19 protein-coding genes and 1 tRNA gene are annotated in these 17790 nt (G+C 51.8%); 10 read left to right on the top strand and 10 right to left on the bottom strand.

Annotated elements, in window-relative coordinates; all coding sequences use genetic code 11:
* Position 1: 1 nt before the first annotated feature.
* The 7 genes from fabF to ABWW03_RS07745 all read right to left on the bottom strand — a co-directional run bounded on the left by fabF (position 2) and on the right by ABWW03_RS07745 (position 5698).
* On the bottom strand, positions 2 to 1240 hold the full coding sequence (gene fabF / locus ABWW03_RS07775; RefSeq protein WP_353407480.1) for a beta-ketoacyl-ACP synthase II: 1239 nt from the start codon (positions 1238 to 1240) through the stop codon (positions 2 to 4).
* Positions 1241 to 1424: 184 nt separating this feature from the next.
* Positions 1425 to 1661 (bottom strand): acyl carrier protein, encoded by a 237-nt coding sequence (gene acpP, locus ABWW03_RS07770; protein ID WP_353407479.1) that lies wholly within the window; start codon positions 1659 to 1661, stop codon positions 1425 to 1427.
* A 319-nt stretch (positions 1662 to 1980) separates the two neighbouring features.
* Positions 1981 to 2724: a 3-oxoacyl-ACP reductase FabG gene (fabG, locus tag ABWW03_RS07765; RefSeq protein ID WP_353407477.1), complete on the bottom strand. Its 744-nt coding sequence runs from the start codon at positions 2722 to 2724 to the stop codon at positions 1981 to 1983.
* A gap of 58 nt (positions 2725 to 2782) precedes the next feature.
* Entirely contained in the window at positions 2783 to 3715 is a 933-nt protein-coding gene (gene fabD / locus ABWW03_RS07760) for an ACP S-malonyltransferase (protein WP_353407476.1), read from the bottom strand.
* A gap of 71 nt (positions 3716 to 3786) precedes the next feature.
* Positions 3787 to 4833 (bottom strand): phosphate acyltransferase PlsX, encoded by a 1047-nt coding sequence (gene plsX, locus ABWW03_RS07755; protein WP_353407475.1) that lies wholly within the window; start codon positions 4831 to 4833, stop codon positions 3787 to 3789.
* Positions 4834 to 4921: 88 nt separating this feature from the next.
* Positions 4922 to 5104 (bottom strand): 50S ribosomal protein L32, encoded by a 183-nt coding sequence (gene rpmF, locus ABWW03_RS07750; RefSeq protein ID WP_166847084.1) that lies wholly within the window; start codon positions 5102 to 5104, stop codon positions 4922 to 4924.
* Between the two features lie 39 nt (positions 5105 to 5143).
* The gene (locus ABWW03_RS07745; protein ID WP_353407474.1) at positions 5144 to 5698 is read right to left on the bottom strand and encodes a YceD family protein; all 555 of its coding nucleotides are present in this window, start codon (positions 5696 to 5698) and stop codon (positions 5144 to 5146) included.
* 154 nt (positions 5699 to 5852) lie between these two features.
* Between ABWW03_RS07745 and ABWW03_RS07740 the strand changes: the two genes are divergently transcribed.
* The gene (locus ABWW03_RS07740) at positions 5853 to 6437 is read left to right on the top strand and encodes a Maf family protein (RefSeq protein ID WP_353407473.1); all 585 of its coding nucleotides are present in this window, start codon (positions 5853 to 5855) and stop codon (positions 6435 to 6437) included.
* A 53-nt stretch (positions 6438 to 6490) separates the two neighbouring features.
* Here ABWW03_RS07740 and ABWW03_RS07735 read toward each other — a convergent pair whose 3' ends face one another.
* Positions 6491 to 7144, bottom strand: coding sequence for an HAD-IA family hydrolase (locus ABWW03_RS07735; RefSeq protein ID WP_353407472.1), 654 nt, complete (start codon positions 7142 to 7144; stop codon positions 6491 to 6493).
* A gap of 46 nt (positions 7145 to 7190) precedes the next feature.
* A complete protein-coding gene (gene rluC, locus ABWW03_RS07730) occupies positions 7191 to 8138 on the bottom strand; it encodes a 23S rRNA pseudouridine(955/2504/2580) synthase RluC (protein ID WP_435372747.1) in 948 nt (315 codons plus the stop codon).
* A 988-nt stretch (positions 8139 to 9126) separates the two neighbouring features.
* Between rluC and rne the strand changes: the two genes are divergently transcribed.
* From rne to ABWW03_RS07695, 7 genes are all read left to right on the top strand, one after another.
* Entirely contained in the window at positions 9127 to 12195 is a 3069-nt protein-coding gene (gene rne / locus ABWW03_RS07725) for a ribonuclease E (RefSeq protein ID WP_353407470.1), read from the top strand.
* 129 nt (positions 12196 to 12324) lie between these two features.
* Positions 12325 to 12412, top strand: a tRNA-Ser gene (locus ABWW03_RS07720).
* A 232-nt stretch (positions 12413 to 12644) separates the two neighbouring features.
* Complete coding sequence (locus ABWW03_RS07715; protein ID WP_353407469.1) at positions 12645 to 13301, top strand: Bax inhibitor-1/YccA family protein; 657 nt, start codon at positions 12645 to 12647, stop codon at positions 13299 to 13301.
* A gap of 84 nt (positions 13302 to 13385) precedes the next feature.
* Positions 13386 to 13772 carry a sulfurtransferase complex subunit TusD gene (gene tusD / locus ABWW03_RS07710; protein ID WP_353407468.1) on the top strand — a complete coding sequence of 129 codons (387 nt, stop codon included), beginning with the start codon at positions 13386 to 13388 and terminating at the stop codon, positions 13770 to 13772.
* Between the two features lies 1 nt (position 13773).
* A complete protein-coding gene (gene tusC / locus ABWW03_RS07705; protein WP_353407467.1) occupies positions 13774 to 14145 on the top strand; it encodes a sulfurtransferase complex subunit TusC in 372 nt (123 codons plus the stop codon).
* Positions 14146 to 14433 carry a sulfurtransferase complex subunit TusB gene (gene tusB, locus ABWW03_RS07700; RefSeq protein ID WP_353407466.1) on the top strand — a complete coding sequence of 96 codons (288 nt, stop codon included), beginning with the start codon at positions 14146 to 14148 and terminating at the stop codon, positions 14431 to 14433.
* A gap of 2 nt (positions 14434 to 14435) precedes the next feature.
* A complete protein-coding gene (locus ABWW03_RS07695) occupies positions 14436 to 14759 on the top strand; it encodes a TusE/DsrC/DsvC family sulfur relay protein (protein ID WP_353407464.1) in 324 nt (107 codons plus the stop codon).
* Between the two features lie 44 nt (positions 14760 to 14803).
* Here ABWW03_RS07695 and ABWW03_RS07690 read toward each other — a convergent pair whose 3' ends face one another.
* Positions 14804 to 15229 (bottom strand): secondary thiamine-phosphate synthase enzyme YjbQ, encoded by a 426-nt coding sequence (locus tag ABWW03_RS07690; RefSeq protein ID WP_353407463.1) that lies wholly within the window; start codon positions 15227 to 15229, stop codon positions 14804 to 14806.
* Positions 15230 to 15350: 121 nt separating this feature from the next.
* Between ABWW03_RS07690 and moeA the strand changes: the two genes are divergently transcribed.
* Both moeA and trmA read left to right on the top strand, forming a co-directional pair.
* Complete coding sequence (moeA, locus tag ABWW03_RS07685; RefSeq protein WP_353407461.1) at positions 15351 to 16601, top strand: molybdopterin molybdotransferase MoeA; 1251 nt, start codon at positions 15351 to 15353, stop codon at positions 16599 to 16601.
* A gap of 89 nt (positions 16602 to 16690) precedes the next feature.
* The gene (gene trmA / locus ABWW03_RS07680; protein WP_353407460.1) at positions 16691 to 17779 is read left to right on the top strand and encodes a tRNA (uridine(54)-C5)-methyltransferase TrmA; all 1089 of its coding nucleotides are present in this window, start codon (positions 16691 to 16693) and stop codon (positions 17777 to 17779) included.
* Positions 17780 to 17790: the final 11 nt, after the last annotated feature.

The raw sequence follows: 17790 nt of genomic DNA, 5'->3' as shown, positions 1-17790 counted from the left end.
ATTAAACGCGGCGGAAAATCAGAGAACCGTTGGTGCCACCAAAGCCGAAGGAATTGCTCAGCACCGCATCGATTTCACGCTCCTGAGCCGTATGCGGCACGAGATTAATATCGCAACCCTTGTCCGGGTTATCGAGGTTAATCGTCGGAGGTGCAACCTGATCTCTAATCGCGAGCACAGACAAGATGGCCTCAACAGAACCCGCCGCACCCAACAGGTGGCCAATCATGGATTTGGTCGAACTCACGGCGACTTGATCCACGTTATTACCCATCACACTTTTCACAGCGATACACTCGGCCACATCGCCGGCCGGGGTCGATGTGCCGTGCGCATTGATGTAGTTGATGGCAGCTGTATCGATGGCCGCGTCGTTAATCGCGTTCTGCATGGACAACGCGGCACCGGCACCATCTTCTGGTGGAGAGGTCATATGATACGCATCACCACTCATACCAAAGCCAATCAGCTCTGCATAAATTTTGGCACCGCGAGCTTTGGCGTGTTCGTACTCTTCCAACACCATCACACCTGCGCCTTCACCCAACACAAATCCATCGCGATCTTTGTCCCAAGGGCGACTGGCGGCCTGGGGATCATCATTGCGAGTCGACAGCGCGCGAGCGGCCGCGAAACCACCCAGGCCCACAGGACTGGTCGCCATTTCCGCACCACCTGCGATCATGACATCAGATTCACCGTACTGAATGGAACGCGCCGCCAGACCAATACAGTGTGTCCCGGTTGTACATGCCGTAACTACCGCGAGGTTGGGGCCACGAAAACCGTATTTGATCGACAGATTACCCGAGATCATATTGATGATCGCACCGGGTACAAAGAAGGGGGAAATACGACGAGGGCCACGTTCACTGATGGTTTTAGCGCCGTCCTCGATAGAGCCGATTCCGCCAATACCGGAACCGATCGCGGCACCGATACGAGGCGCGTTCTCATCGGTCACTTCAATACCAGAGTCCTCAATGGCCTGAATGCCAGCAACCATACCGTATTGAATAAACGGATCCATTTTACGGGCGTCTTTGATGGGCATGTATTCGCCAACATCCAAATCTTTAACCGCCGCACTGAATCGGGTGGTAAACGCCGAAGCATCGAATTTGTCGATCATGCCTACGCCGCTTTTGCCCGCTAAAATATTTTGCCAGGTATCCGTCACCGTGTTGCCCACTGGTGAAACCATACCTAAACCCGTTACCACAACTCGTCTGCGGGACATACTGCCTCCGTCCGCGATGACACCCATCGCTTGTTATTGTCAAACTCAATCTCACCAGCTCACTCTGGTTTCCCTGAATATATACCAGGCGAACACAAAAGTGATGCTGTATAAACAACAAAAGCCGCTCTATTACCCATAGAACGGCTTTCCAGGCTAGGCCTTATGCAACGAATAGCTCTAATTAAGCCAGGTTTTCGTTGATGTACTTGATGGCCAGCTCAACAGTAGTAATCTTTTCCGCTTCATCGTCTGGAATTTCGGTTTCAAACTCTTCTTCCAGCGCCATAACCAGCTCTACGGTATCCAGAGAGTCCGCTCCCAGATCCTCAACAAAAGAGGCTTCAGTTTTTACTTCTTCTTCTTTAACGCCCAGTTGCTCAGCAACGATCTTTTTTACGCGTTCTTCAATGCTGCTCATAACGTTTTTCAACTCCTAGTGGTCTACGTCGGTTTAGCCGCTCTGTAATAACTATAAAATTACTTTGAACTGCATCTATTGCAAGAGCGAACAAAATAACGGTTGTTCGGTCACGGCTCAAATTAAGCTCCGGCCAACACGAGCGCGCATTTTACATGGATTTACGCCCAGTTGTAACGGATCTTACCAAATTTTGTAAATTTTTAAAAAATACTCTTATATAACAACAACTTAGACTTCAGAAAGCCTAATAAAGCAGCCATCAAAAGCACTCTATTTTCGCTATTTTACGCAAAAATGTGATGGCTGCACGGGGCATTTAGGCCATATACATGCCGCCATTTACCTGCAGGGTCTCGCCAGTAATATAGCCGCCTGCATCGCTCGCCAGAAAGCTCACGACACCTGCAATTTCCTCAGGTTTACCCAATCGCCCCAGAGCAATCTGAGACAGCATCAGTTCTTTTTGGTTTTCCTCGAGCACCTTGGTCATATCGGTGTCGATAAAGCCTGGAGCCACAGTATTCACTGTAATACCACGGGAACCGATCTCCTTGGCCAAAGAACGGGCAAAACCAGCAACACCGGCTTTTGATGCCGCATAGTTGGACTGACCAGCATTCCCCATCGAACCCACCACCGAGCTCACATTGATGATACGCCCCCAACGAGCCTTCATCATGCCGCGTAAACACGCTTTGCTCAGGCGGTAAATGGCGCTGAGGTTCGTGTTGATCACATCAAACCACTCATCCTCGCCCATGCGCATCAGGAGGTTATCCTTCGTAATCCCCGCGTTATTAACCAGAATCTCAACAGCACCAAATTCATCATTGATGGCTTTGATCAAACCGGCAATAGAATCAGCCTCGGTGACATTCAAGACCATGCCTTTGCCCTGCACGCCCTTTTCTGCCAATCGTGCGGTGATTTTTTCAGCGCCGGATTCACTGGTCGCTGTGCCAATAACAACCGCGCCCTGGGCGGCCAGGTCATCGGCAATTGCCGCACCAATGCCACGACTGGCACCGGTAACCAAGGTAATTTTTCCCGCAATACTCATATTTGCTTCCTGTTTCTTCGATCGCCCTGCCGCCGCCAGCGGCAAGGTTTTTCAACGGTTATACCGAAAGGGCTTCAACGTCAGCAGCGGTCTCAAGGCCCTGCGATGAAATACTCTTATCAATACGCTTCACTAATCCTGCCAGCACTTTTCCTGGACCACACTCGACAGCTTGTTCAACACCCGCCTCTTTCATGGCCTTAACGCAGTCTACCCACAATACTGGACTGTATATCTGCTCGATCATCAAGGCTTTGATTTTCGCCGGATCGGTTTCAGTCTGAGCATGAACATTGTGAACCACTGGGGTTGCAGGAGCTTGGAACGGCGTGGCTTCAATTTGTTCCGCCAAACGCTCTGCCGCTGGCCTCATCAATTCAGTATGGAACGGCGCACTAACCGGCAACGGCATGGCTCGCTTGGCTCCGGCCTCTTTACACAGTTCAATCGCGCGATCGATTGCCGCTTTGCTACCGGCAATCACTACTTGCCCTGGAGAATTGAAGTTAACCGCCGATGCCACACCGTCGGCCGATGCTTCTTCACACGCCGCTTTAATCGCCTCATCATCAAGACCAATAATGGCTGCCATAGCACCTTCTCCAGCGGGTACGGCTTCCTGCATAAATTTGCCGCGCTGCTGCACCAGACGCACAGCGTCTTTAAAGGCAAGCACTTCGGCACAAACCAGGGCAGACCATTCGCCGAGACTGTGGCCGGCCATCAACGCAGGGCGAATCTCTTTATTGGCACTGAACACTCGCCAGCAGGCAACACTCGCCGTCAGCAACAAAGGCTGGGTGCGCTCGGTCATGTTAATTGCATCCTGCTCGCCGTTTTGCAACAAATCCCACAAATCGTAACCAAGAACATCAGAGGCTTCTGCAAACGTTTCCTGAACCACAGGATACTCAGCGGCCAAATCTGCCAGCATGCCAATTTTCTGGGAGCCCTGGCCGGGAAATACAAAGGCCAAATTAGATTGCACCATAACGCTACCTTTTAGCTTGTTATCAACTATTGTCTTTTACTCATATCTGCCCAACTCGAGCCGAGCAAACATTAAAACGGTTCTTGTTCAAAACGCCGGTAAATACGGCCGGCCACCTGGCTGTTCACTTGCTCACAGGCCAATTCCAGCGCACTGCGAAAGGCGAGCTCATCCGCCGCACCATGACTTTTAATCACGGGCCCCTGCAAGCCCAGGAAACTGGCGCCATTATAACGATCCGGATCGAACTGACGCCGCCATTTGCGTAACAATGGCCGGGCAAATCGGCCAACAATGCGACCATACCAACTGCTGACGAAAGCTTCACGCATTTCCTGCACCATCAGCTGGGCAACCCCCTCGCTTACTTTCAAGGCGACGTTCCCGACAAAACCATCGCAGACCACCACATCCGCATCGCCACGATAGATCTGATCACCTTCGATATAACCGATAAAGTTCAGAGCCTCATTAGCCTGCAAATTGGCGGCCGCCAAACGAATTTGTTCGTTGCCCTTGATCTCTTCCGAACCAATATTCAGCAGAGCCACTCGGGGATTTTCGACCCCCGCCACCGATTCCATAAAGACTGAGCCCATCAGGGCATTTTGAATCAAATGCTCACTGTCGCACTTCACACTGGCGCCCAAATCAAGCATCAGACAATCGGCTTTGGCCGTCGGAATGGATTTCGCAATGGCGGGACGATCAATACCCACGAAGGTTTTCAGCAAGTGTCGCCCCATGGCCATCAAAGCACCGGTATTGCCGGCACTGATCGCAGCATCGGCTGCCCCGGCGCGCACGGCGTCAACCGCCAACCACATGGAGGACTGTTGCTTATGGCGCAAGGCCTGGCTGGGCCGATCTTCCATGGTGACAACTTCAGGAGCATGGTGATACACCATACGTGAGCCGTTATCCAACTCGTGGACACAAGGGGTTTCGTTTGAATCGCTCAGGGAGATAGGGGCGAATTCGGCCAACACATCGAAAGGGCCATACAGCTGGCATTCCAGCGCTCGATCATTGGCCAGGGAATAAGCGGCGTTTAACGCAACGCGGGGACCTAAGTCCCCGCCCATAGCGTCAACCGCTAATCGAATTGAATCAGTCAATCTATTCAGCGCCTATAGCAGAGGATGATACTCATCCTGATTAAATGGCGTCAGAATATCAACGACTAGCGCGCAGCGCGTCGAAGAATCAGTCTTCGGAGCCAGTGTCGATCACTTTACGGCCACGGTAGAAACCGTCGGCAGTGATGTGGTGGCGGTGGTGCTTCTCGCCGCTGGTTGGATCAACAGACAAAGTTGGTCCGCTCAGGGCATCGTGAGAGCGACGCATACCGCGACGTGAACGAGTCTTTTTACTTTTTTGAACAGCCATGATAGCTCCTTAACTATTTACTGGAACCGGGGCGCCTCGTTATTTCGGCGAGCCCTTAAGTTGCTCCAGAACTTGAAACGGGTTATTTCGCCGCTCAGCTTCTGCTTCCGCTGTTTCATCAGAAGCATCATCATCCCCTGCGGAATAATGAGCCAAGTCGACACATTGATGATCATGGTAAACCGCCATCGGAATACTCAAAAGAATCTCTTCTTCGATCACCTCGTAAATATCGGATACGCCCTCGGGGGCGATCCAAGCATCCAGACTTCTGGGTAAATTTTTTGCTCGGTCTTCATCCCAAACAATCCCCAGGGCCAGGCTGCCTTCAATATGTTGATCACAGGGCTCCATGCATCGCTCGCACGTCAGCTGCAATTTAGCGCTGATTTGACCTCGCAATATACGATGGCGCTGATCATCCACCTCGAAGTGTAGCTCAGCGTCGATGACAGCTTCATCACCAGCGGCGATTTGGGCTAACCGATCCAGAGCCTCGAGGGGGATATTCCCTTGTAATTCAATACCTTGCTGGGCAAATTTACGAGGGTCTACCTGCCTCGGCAAAATCTTTGAGGAGGGGGCATTCAACATAAGCGCGCAATGATAGGGATGAGAGGCCATCCTGTCAAAGAAAAATTCGCTCTAAACCCCTGATTTTATGGGCATTGGCCGTTTTTTTTCAATTTCCCGCAAAGTCCCGACAACAATGCCTTAAAATCGGACTTTTAATGCCAGGATAAACCCTATGAAATCGCTTGTGTTAGCGTCCAGCTCCCCCTATCGGGGGCAGCTTCTCGCCAAGCTGGATATCCCCTTTGTACAGGACAGCCCCAATATCGATGAGCGCCCACAACCGGGCGAATCCCCCACCGATCTGGTCCAACGCCTGGCCACTCAAAAAGCGCAGGCTTTGTCCGACAAATACCCGTCCAGCTTGATCATTGGCTCCGATCAGCTTGCCTGCTTTCAAGATCGCATTATTGGCAAGCCCGGGACTCACCAACGAGCCCGCGAACAGCTGCTGTCGTTCAGTGGACAAACCGTAGAGTTCTTTACCGGCCTATGCCTGTTGAATACTCACAATCAAAGCCGCCAGATTAACCTGGCCCGCTTTCGCGTGCATTTTCGGGAATTATCGGAATCTCGAATCGAGGCGTATCTAAACAAAGAACAACCCTACGATTGCGCGGGCAGCTTTAAGTCGGAAGGATTGGGGATTGCCCTCTTCTCAAAACTGGAAGGCGATGACCCCAACAGCTTGATCGGACTGCCATTGATTCTGCTGACCGACATGCTGATAAAAGAGAACATAGACCCGCTGGCCAACTAGCGGAGACATCCTCAGGCCTGCGCCACAGCAGGCCTGATATAGACCCAACTCGATCAGACCTTCGGGCCTTTCTCCATAATCCATTCCACCACTTCGGTGAAATGATCTGCCATCAGATCAGGGCTGTGCTGATGCAAAACATCGGTTTCATGAACGCCGTAGCTCACACCAATTCTTGGCATATCTATCGCTTCTGCCATCGCCAGATCAAAGCTGGTGTCACCGACCATCACCGCATCGCCCGCTGAACGATCAAATTGAGAGAGCAATTCTTCCAGCATCAAAGGGTGAGGTTTTGATCGGGTTTCGTCTGCACAGCGACTGCCGTGAAAATACCCTTCCATACCTAAACGCCCCAACACCCGATCCAAACCGCGACGACTTTTACCGGTGGCAACGGCTAACGTAAAGCCCTCGCCTTTCAACCTGTCTAAGCCTTCAAGCACACCAGCAAACATAGGCGCAGGTACCTGATCAGCTTTAATATAATGACTGGAGTACATTTCGCGCATGGTATCCCACTGGGATGGATTGCCTTCGGGATACAGGGTACTGATCGCCTCCGGCAAGCCCAATCCAATAATTTTCTGAACTTCCGTTCCCGGCAACTCTGGAAGCTTGGCATCGTTCGCCGCCAACTGCATGCAACTCACAATTTTATCGGCAGAATTGCTTAAGGTGCCGTCCCAGTCAAAAATACACAGCATTAAAGGCTTCCTTTAATCACAGTTGTTTATACCTTTATAAGACAGGCTATAAAGGTATCTCTTTCAGCATTGCCAGAGGCTCAGCCAACTCAGGCCACAGCGGAGCCTCAACTCGACGAGCTTCATCTTCGTCCGGCAAAGTAAATTCCAATGCAGCCGCGTGCAGAAACAAACGCTTAAACCCCTGTTTTCGCATACGCTGGTTAACGTCATCATCGCCATACTTTTCATCGCCCAATAAAGGGCAATGTTGCGATTGGGCATGCACGCGAATTTGATGGGTTCTCCCGGTCACAGGTTTCGCCTGCACCAAGCTGAAACCTTCGAAACGTCGCAGAACTTTAAATTCGGTTCGACTGGGTTTGCCGTCGGGAGAGACTTTTACAATTCGATTGCCCCCCGGAGACTCCAACCTTAATAGTGGTGCATCCACCACATGCTTTCTTTTCGACCACTGACCGAGCACCAGGGCCTGATAGTACTTCTGGATATTCCGCCGTTGGCGCAACTCTTCCTGTAAATATCTCAACATGCTGCGCTTGCGAGCGATGAGAATACAACCCGAGGTATCACGGTCGAGACGATGCACCAATTCCAGATAGCGATCATTCGGGCGCAATTGTCGCAGCGACTCGATCAAACCCAAATTCACCCCGCTGCCACCGTGCACCGCCAAACCCGCGGGCTTGTTCACGACCAATAAGCCCGGCAGCTCCAGTAATATGGATTGCTCCAATAAGCGCCCCATGGACTGGCTCACAGCCCCCTTGGGCTCCTGCGCTTTCACGGTCACGGGTGGAATTCGCACCACATCGCCTGGGGCAAGTTTGTATTCGGGCTTGATGCGCTTCTTATTTACCCGCACCTCACCTTTTCGCAACAAACGATAAAGACGCGAACGCGGCACCCCTTTCAAGCGAGCCGCCAAAAAGTTATCCACTCGCTGACCTGCCTGGTCGGCATCCACCTCAAGCAATACCACCTTGCGGCCAATATCAGCGTTATCTACCGGACTCACTCTGTCCCTCGTCTTTTCAGCTCAAAAAATCCCTTGGCGCCTGGAATCCAAAATATATGGATGAATTCGATGACAATTCAGTCCTCAGGCCGGGAAAAGCTGGCGATTCTACCAGATTCCGCCCGACTCCCGGCAATTGATTTGCAGCCCTACCGCCTTGCCGCTATACTCGCCGGGCAGTTTGGGCTGGTTTTCGGACAAGTCCGGCGCGCCTGTTCCGTGGCTGTGCTACATTTATATCGCGTATATGCCGTGTATATAGAGTGCCATTAAGCCACAGCGGTCTGATCCAATGAGTATCAGACTGGCATAAAAGACGATTTAAGCCCCTACTGGGCATAAGCAGGCATAGATTGGCGCCAGACACCCCAAGAAAATACCGCCAAACCGGGCTCCGTTATGAGCCAGGCAGCAGGCTGTAAGCCGCTGCAAGATATTCAACAGCGACAACTGCACAAGCAGATTGTCTTAGGCCTATCCCGGAGTCCCTGCCAGAGCACACTCAAACGGATAGAAAATGAAGTAACAGCGCGAGGCGCTGCGTAGAACTGTTGACGAAGTTTTTATACGCTGATGACTGCCGTAAAGCAGGCAACAGAAACAAAAAGCCACTGGAACTGCCCAACTGAGGGCCACCCCTGGCAAATAAGTGTGATTGCCACTTTTAGGCATCAGCGAAGACGTTTAGGAATTGAGAAAACGAGCAGACCCCACATTTAGGCTACGGCCTCGAGGTCTCTCTTTTGGTTTAACTGTTAGCCTGGTTATATGGGCTCAGCCCAGATAACATGCAGTCCAGCTGCAATGCGAAACGATAAACCCGCCTAAACTTCCGGCACGAAGTCTGTGTCAGAAAACACTATTGCCCGCAGCACGGCTATTACAGCCGCTGCATTATGAATGCTGCCAATAGCCCCTCGTCCCCAGTTCTGCCAATGCCCTGCGTCGCAATGGTAGGAACACCATGAAGAGAATGTTAATTAACGCTACCCAGCCAGAAGAGCTGCGCGTAGCACTGGTAGACGGCCAATGGCTGTACGATCTCGACATTGAAAATCGCACTCGCGAACAAAAGAAAGCAAACATCTACAAGGGTAAAATCACCCGAATCGAACCCAGCCTGGAAGCGGCCTTCGTCGACTACGGCGCCGAAAGACACGGCTTCCTTCCCCTGAAAGAAATTTCCCGCGAATACTTCCTAAAACAGCCAAAAGATATCGATGGCCGCATCAAAATCAAAGATGTGGTTAAAGAAGGCATGGAAGTCATCGTTCAGATTGAAAAAGAAGAACGTGGCAATAAAGGTGCCGCACTGACCACATTTGTGAGTCTGGCGGGTCGTTATCTGGTGTTAATGCCAAACAACCCACGCGCTGGCGGCATCTCTCGCCGTATCGACGGTGATGATCGTAGCGAACTGCGCGAGGCTCTGTCTTCTATCGAAGTTCCCTCCGGCATGGGCATCATCGTCCGTACCGCGGGTGTAGGTCGCAGCTCAGAAGAATTGCAATGGGACCTGGATAACCTGCTCAATCTGTGGAGCAAACTGAAAACCGAAGCCGACAACGAAGTCGCGCCGGCCTTCCTGTTCCAGGAAAGCAATGTGATCATTCGTGCGATTCGCGACTATCTACGCCCGGACATTGGCGAAGTAGTCGTTGATAACCGCGAAGCCTATGAGTTGGTACAAGTGTTTATTTCACACTTCATGCCCAACTATCACAGCAAAATCAAATTCTACGAAGACGATATTCCTCTGTTCAATCGCTACCAGATTGAAAGCCAGATCGAGACCGCCTTTGAACGTGAAGTGAAACTGCCTTCCGGTGGCTCTATCGTTATTGATGTAACCGAAGCACTGATCTCCATCGATATTAACTCTTCTCGCGCCACCAAGGGCGGCGACATTGAAGAGACTGCCCTGCAGACTAACCTGGAAGCGGCCGATGAGATTGCCCGTCAGTTGCGACTGCGTGACATGGGTGGCCTGGTCGTTATCGACTTTATTGATATGCAGCCGGCACGCAATCAACGTGAAGTTGAAAACCGCATGCGCGAAGCCCTCGCAATGGACCGAGCCCGTGTACAGGTTGGCCGCATCTCGCGCTTCGGCCTGCTGGAAATGTCGCGCCAACGCCTGCGTCCTTCTCTGGGTGAAACCACCTCCAAGGTGTGTCCACGCTGTAGCGGTCAAGGCACCATTCGTGGCACCAAATCCCTCGCCCTGTCGATCCTTCGTTTGGTAGAAGAAGAAGCCAAGAAAGAGCGCAGCGCTGAAATTCGTACCATCGCACCGGTTGCGGTAGCGACCTATCTCTTGAACGAGAAGCGCTCCGCCATCTGGGCTATTGAACAACGCAATGACACTCGCGTTGTGATCGTGCCCAACGCTGAAATGGTCACCCCACACTTCGACGTTCAACGCCTGCGTGACGACGAAGCAGTGACCATTGAAACCAGCTACAAAATCACCACCGGCAACGAAGAAGCACCGGAAGAAACCTCCAAGCCAGCGGAAAAAGCGGCCGCGCCCGCCAATCAACCCGCCGTGCAGTTTGTGGCACCTAGCCAGCCGGCTCCTAAGGTCGAAGAGAAGAAAGAACCGGGTCTGCTCAGCAAATTATTCGGCGCTATCGCCGGCTTGTTCAGCAGCGAGGACGACAAAGACAAGAAAAAATCCACCAACAACAAACGCAAAGGTCGCGGCAATCAAAACAACCGCAACCGCAATCGCAATAACCGCAACCGCAATGCCCAAGGTAAAAACCGCGAAAACAATCGTGATGGCAACCGCGATGCGAAAGGCGATAGCAATCGCGAAAATAACCGTGAGAACAATCGCAATAAAAACCGCGATAAGAATAACCGCCAACAGGATCGTCCTGAAGCGGAAAACGGTGATCGCCAACAAGAACGCAACAGCGAAGGTCGTGGAAACCGCCGCAATCGCCGTGGTCGAAACAATGACCGCAACGAACGCAACGAAAACAATAAAGCGGCAAACAGCAACGAGAATGACAAAAGCAAAGACGAAAGCAGCAACGATGAAAATCGCCCTGCCAAGCGTCCAAGCAACCGCCGTGGTCGCCCGCAACAGCGCCGCCGAGGTAAAGGTGAAAACCGCAACAACGACACCTCGACCGAGCAGCAGACTCAAGCGACGGCCGAAGAGGCCGTAAAAGAAACAGCTAACACGGACAAAGCGCCTCAAAAGCCCGCCAAGCCTCAAGCTGCCAAGGAAACCAAAGCAGTTGAAGCGGAACCCGCAGACAACAGCAGCGCCGCCGTTGCGGCAGGTGCTCTGGCTGCGGCAAGCGCAGTTGCTGCCCTGGCCGATACCCAGGACGACAGCAAAGCAGCACAGGTCAACACAGAGCAGCAAGAAACGGCTCCTGTTGAGCAGGCCGCTGACAATGACAATGACAACAATGAGCAAATCAATGCTGAGCTGGAACAACAACTGGCCGCTGCCATTGACGCCAAGATTCGTGCAGATGAAGAACTGAACAGCAAGCCCTCAAATGAACTTGCAAACGGCACTTCTGAGGAAACAGCACCTCAAGCTGAGGCCACAACCGAAGACACGAATGAACCGGCTACCGAAGCAGGCGTAAGCGAAGAACCTGAGCAAGCCAGTGAAGAGGCAACAGCCGAAACCACGAGCGCGGCCCCAGACGTATCCACCCGCAAGGAAACCCAGGTGGAAATCAACTTCGACACGGCTGAACATTCAGACGATCAAAACGTTGAATCTGATGTAGCCGTCGCCGACGCCCCTGCTGCGAACGAAGAAACCGAAGCAGTTGCCGTAGAAGAGAAAGTCGAAACCGGGGCCCAGGCGGAACGTCAATTCAGCCGCCCGAACAACGACCCTCGCCAAAACCCGCAACCCGTTAAGGTCGAAGTAAAATCAGTGCAAGCAAAAGCTTACATCGCGATGGCTCTCGACACCGCGCAACCTTCGCCGGTGAATCACGATCCTCGCCCATTAGCGCGCGCCGCCAATGACCCTCGTGGTCCCAAGGCCAGCTAAAAAACAGCCACATTGATTAAAAAGCCTCAACAGGCCATTGTTCTTTTCGAACAATGGCCTTTTTTCTATAAAAAATAACGGTTTAGCATCTTGTACTCATGACCTCCCTATGTATAATAGCGGCCTTCCGGTGGGGTGGCTGAGTGGTCGAAAGCGGCGGTCTTGAAAACCGTTGAGTGTAATAGCTCCCAGGGTTCGAATCCCTGCCCCACCGCCATCGAATTGCAAAACCCTGATAGGTGCGAACTTATCAGGGTTTTTTTGTGTCCAAAACAATGTGGTCCTGTGTGGGACTGGCCATGTGAATATGACAAGCCCTTGAAAAGCCAACGGTTTTTTAGCATAACTTAACGCCAATTGGGGCTAGAACTTCACCGCCAGCTACCCTATCATTAAGCCTTATCAGGTCTACTGAGAAAGACCAGTATTGATACCCAAGGAGAATATCCATGCAAGAAATCTATACCAACGCTCAGGCTCAAAACAGCAGTTTTGAAGTCAGTAAGGTGTTGCGTAACACCTACGCTCTGCTGGCCATGACACTCGCCTTCAGTGCGGTCACTGCGTACTTGGCAATGGCCTTCAACATGCCTTACTTGGGTCTCTGGAACCTAATCCCATTCTTCGGCCTTCTGTGGATGGTTGAGAAGAACAAAAACAACGGTTCGGGCATTTTCTGGACCTTTGCATTCACTGGCTGGATGGGCGCCTCTATTGGTCCTATTCTCGCGACGTTCCTGGCCGTACGCGGCATGGAGCCCATCCTGTTGTCTCTGGGTGGAACCGCGACCATCTTCTTCGCCATGTCAGCCTATGTCCTGATCACTAAGAAAGACATGAGCTTTATGGGCGGCTTTTTAATGACAGGCATCCTGATCGCTTTCATCGCCGGTATCGCCAATGTCTTCCTGCAGATTCAAGGCCTGGCTCTGGCAGTAAGTTGCATGTTCCTGCTGCTGTCTTCTGGCATGATCATGTGGCAGACCAGCAATATTATCCACGGCGGCGAAACCAACTATATCTCTGCGACTGTGACCTTGTACGTATCGCTGTACAACATCTTTGTTTCGCTGTTGAGCATTACCGGAATCATGGGCGACGACTAAACCTCTCCCCACGATTGCAAAAAAGCCCAGCTCTGCTGGGCTTTTTTATGGGCATTTCATTCATAATTTGCGAAAATCCCTCCCATGAAATACCTCATCAATATCTCGGCCCCTCCCAGCTCCCAGAGCAGCCTCAGCGCATTGCGCTTTTGCGAGGCCCTATTGCGGCAGGAACATGAGATAGAACGGGTGTTCTTCTACGGTGAAGGCGTGTACAACGCCAACCGCCTACTGAGTCCACCCAGTGATGAAAACAACATGGAGCAGCTCTGGCGCGAATTCGCCGAGACACATCATATTGAACTGGTGGTCTGTATTGCCGCAGCCGTACGCCGCGGCTTGCTCAATGAAGAAGAAGCCAAACGCTACGACAAACCCGCAAGCAATATTCAGAAACCGTTTATTGTCAGCGGCCTTGGACAACTGGTGGAAGCCTCTGTGCTGTCCGACCGCACAATGACCTTTAGTTGAAATGAGCCAGCCGAAATCAAAAAGTATCGCGCTGATTTGTCACCACGCGCCTTACGGCAGCAGCAAAGCCCGCGAGTTGATCGATGTCGCTCTGGCCTCTGCCGCCTTCGATCAGAACATCAGCTTAGTATTTCTGGGCGCTGGTGTTTTGCAGCTCAAGGACGAACAAGATCCCAGCAGCATTGAACAAAAAAATCACGGCAAATTATTGAGCATGCTCGAGCTTTACGACATCGAAAATATTTACGCACTCGACAGCGCCATCGAAGAGTTTGGACTGAAAAGCGAGAACCTCTGCGCCGCCGCAAACATCGTGGATGCACCTACCCTTGCTAAATACTTGCAAGCTCAAGATATCTGCATGAGTTTATAAATGAGCAGTTTACATATTCTCAACAGCGCGAACTCCGACCCATGGCAACATTGCCAGGCACTGTGCCAATGTGATGACGCGATTGTGTTTTACGCCGACGGTGTTGCCCTCGCCCTGCAAGAAGACAAGCTGAAAACACTGAACGAAAACGGCGTTCGCTGTTATGCCCTGCAAGTCGATTGCGAAGCCAGAGGCGTACAACTCAACCGCACGCTGGTCGAATTAATTGATTACGATGCCTGGGTCACCCTGAGCACCCAATATAAAAACAGTCCGAACTGGAGCTGATCATGAGCACGCTCGCGGATTTGGACCGAGACAATGAAGGCTACCTTCTCAATGTCGATGACTGGAGCACAGACATCGCCCTCGCCTTGGCCGCCGAGGAATCTCTGGAACTGAACGACGCCCACTGGGAAATCATTGCGCTCTTGCGTGACTTCTACGAAGAGTTTGAACAGTCGCCTGCCATGCGCATTATGGTCAAGCAGGCCGCCAACAAACTGGGCAAAGAAAAAGGCAACAGCATTTACTTTATGCGTCTTTTTCCAGGCAGCCCGGCTAAACTCGCCAGCAAAGTGGCTGGCTTGCCGAAACCCCTAAATTGCTTGTGAAGCCAATTTATTTCCGACTCCCTGCTCTCTCAAACCGTTGAAGCCTATCGAGACTGCCCTTGCAAGCTCAGAATCAGCTGTCGGCTTCCACCCTGGTCACGATGTTCCCCCAGATAAATCCCCTGCCAGGTTCCCAGCAATAATTCCCCATCAGCCACGGGTATCGACACACTGGATCCCAGCAAACTGCTTTTAATGTGTGCCGGCATGTCATCACTGCCTTCATAGGTATGACGGTAATAAGGCTCGTCTTCTTTCACGGCGCGATTGAAATAGCTTTCGAAATCCTGCCGCACGGTCGGATCCGCATTTTCGTTCAAGGTTAACGAAGCGGAACTGTGGCGAATGAACACATGCAGCAGCCCCATGTCAATACTGGTCAACTCAGGTAACCCTGCAAGCACTTCCGGAGTAATCAAATGAAACCCCCGCGACCTGGCCCGTAAACTGATTTCCTTTTGCACCCACATGAGATTCAACTCCACTGTTTCCAACGCCGTCACTTTGACAATAGGTCCGTCCTATTTAAACAAAGGCTACGTTTTTAATTTCTGCTACTATGGCTTTTATTTTACTCGAGCCGAATACCTTATGTCCTCCAGCGATATTACTTGCGAGGCCCCCAGCCTGAAACCCCTTGAAGAAGCCCTCACCGAGCTCCTGAACTCTGTTACCCCCTTAAGTCGTCCTGAACATCGCCCGATCCAAGGCGCTCTGGATTGTGTTCTGGCGGAAGATATCCATTCCAGTATCGACGTGCCAGGGTTTGATAACTCAGCAATGGACGGTTATGCCCTGAACATTGACACCGAACAGGCCGAGACGGGACAGGAGTTTAAGGTAATAGGACAAGCGTTCGCTGGCCAATCCCATCAGGGAGCCGTCGCTGCCGGCGAGTGCATTCGAATCATGACCGGCGCCGAGGTCCCAAGTGACTGTAATGCCGTGATCATGCAAGAGCAATGCTCGTTGGACGGAGAGACGGTACGTATCGAGAAATCGGTCAGCCCAGGCAATAATATTCGCCGGCGAGGAAATGACATCTCCAAAGGGGATTCAGTTCTTAAACAAGGTCAACGCCTGAGCCCCGCCAAACTCGGCGTTCTGGCGTCTCTGGGTGTAGCCGAAGTTCAGGTGTATAAACCCCTGACGGTTGCTCTATTTGCCAGTGGTGACGAGCTGCGCTCCCCTGGCGAGCCTCTCGATGCGGGTTGCATTTATGAAAGCAATCGCTTCGTAGTACAAAGCATGCTACAGAGGCTTGGCATGAAGGTTTTAAACCTCGGCATTATCAAAGACGACCCCGTAGCCTTGGAACAGGCGTTTCTTCAAGCCGCCGGCGCGGCCGATGCCATCGTATGCAGTGGCGGGGTCTCCGTGGGCGACGCCGACCATACCAAGAATGTTCTTGCCAAGGTGGGTCAGGTTGACATGTGGAAACTGGCAATCAAACCCGGTAAACCCTTTGCCTTTGGCCGTGTTCAAGGGGTTCCTTTCTTCGGCCTGCCGGGCAATCCCAGCTCAGCGGCCATCACCTTCCACCAGCTGGCTCTACCCTGCCTCTGCAAGCTGAATGGCGAGCTGTCAGAATCCGGCATGAGCCTGCGAATGGCCGCCCCACGAGCCATCAGAAAGCGTCCTGGGCGGACGGATTTCCAACGGGGCGTGTTGACATACAGCCCTGATGGCCAGTTACAGCTGGAGGTTTTCGGCCAACAAAGCTCGGGAATGCTCAGTACTCTGGCCGCCGCCAACTGCTACATCAAAATTGAACGCGAGCGTGGTGACATCGCCGCTGGGGAAGACATTGAAGTGATTCCCTTTGACCGCTGGATGATTTGAGGCCTGCTCCTCAGATGCATGCCAATACCGCAACATGCATGTATAATCCCGCCTCCTTTTGATCTGCGAATGAATACGAGAGTACGGCAATGTCAGTCCATCTAGTCCACCCCGAGCGCTACCAGGAACAACTTCTGGAAAAGCAGCAGCGGATAGAGGCCGATTTTGCTCCTTTTGATCTTCCCCCTGTGGAAGTTTTCCCATCCGAGCCCAGTCATTATCGTCAGCGCGCCGAATTTAAAGCCTGGCATGAAGGTGATCAACTTCATTACGCCATGTATGCACAGGGAGAGTACAAAAAGCCCTATATTATCGAGAGCTTTCCTGTCGCGTCCGAATACCTCAACGAATTGATGACAGCCCTCCTTCCTCAGCTCAATGCCAGCGAAGTACTCAAACGCAAGCTTTTCCAAATTGAGTTTCTCTGCACCCAAGCGGGTGATGGTTTAATCACCCTGATTTACCACAAAGCCTTGGATGAACAATGGCAAGAGGAAGCAAAAAAACTTCAGGACACCCTCAACTGCAGCATCATGGGTCGCAGTAAAAAACAGAAACTGGTGCTCAGCCGAGATCATGTCTTTGAAACCTTGAACATCAATGGCAAAGAGTTTCGCTATCAACAGGTGGAGAGTTCGTTCACGCAACCCAATGCAAGTATTTGTGAAAAGATGATTGAATGGGCGATGGATTGCTGCCACTCAAGCCAGGGCCATCTCATTGAGCTCTATTGCGGGAATGGCAACTTCACCATTCCTCTGGCCCAGTGTTTCGATAAGGTGCTAGCCACTGAGATCTCAAAAACCTCAGTAAAATCTGCTCAGGAAAACATGCGCCTTAACAATACCCGCAATATTCAAATCGCCCGCATGAGTGCGGAAGAATTTAGCCAGGCTATGGCTGGGGTTCGAAGCTTCCGACGACTGGAAGGTATCGATTTGAACAGCTATGAATTAAGCACAGTGCTGGTCGATCCACCACGTGCTGGTCTCGATGAAGACACCGAGAAAATGGTCGCTGGCTTTGACAATATCCTATACATTTCTTGCAACCCGGACACCCTGGCACGCAATCTAGACACACTGTGTAACAGCCACAAAATAGAACGGTTTGCCCTGTTTGACCAATTCCCCTACACCCATCATATCGAGTGCGGTGTTTGGCTCAGCAAGCGTTGAAATGACCCCAA

It is taken from the genome of Pseudoteredinibacter isoporae (genome assembly GCF_040372805.1).
Classification (GTDB): domain Bacteria; phylum Pseudomonadota; class Gammaproteobacteria; order Pseudomonadales; family Cellvibrionaceae; genus Pseudoteredinibacter; species Pseudoteredinibacter isoporae_A.
The sequence above is the reverse complement of the archived record's forward strand: the minus strand, read 5'-3'. Positions and strand labels throughout refer to the sequence as shown.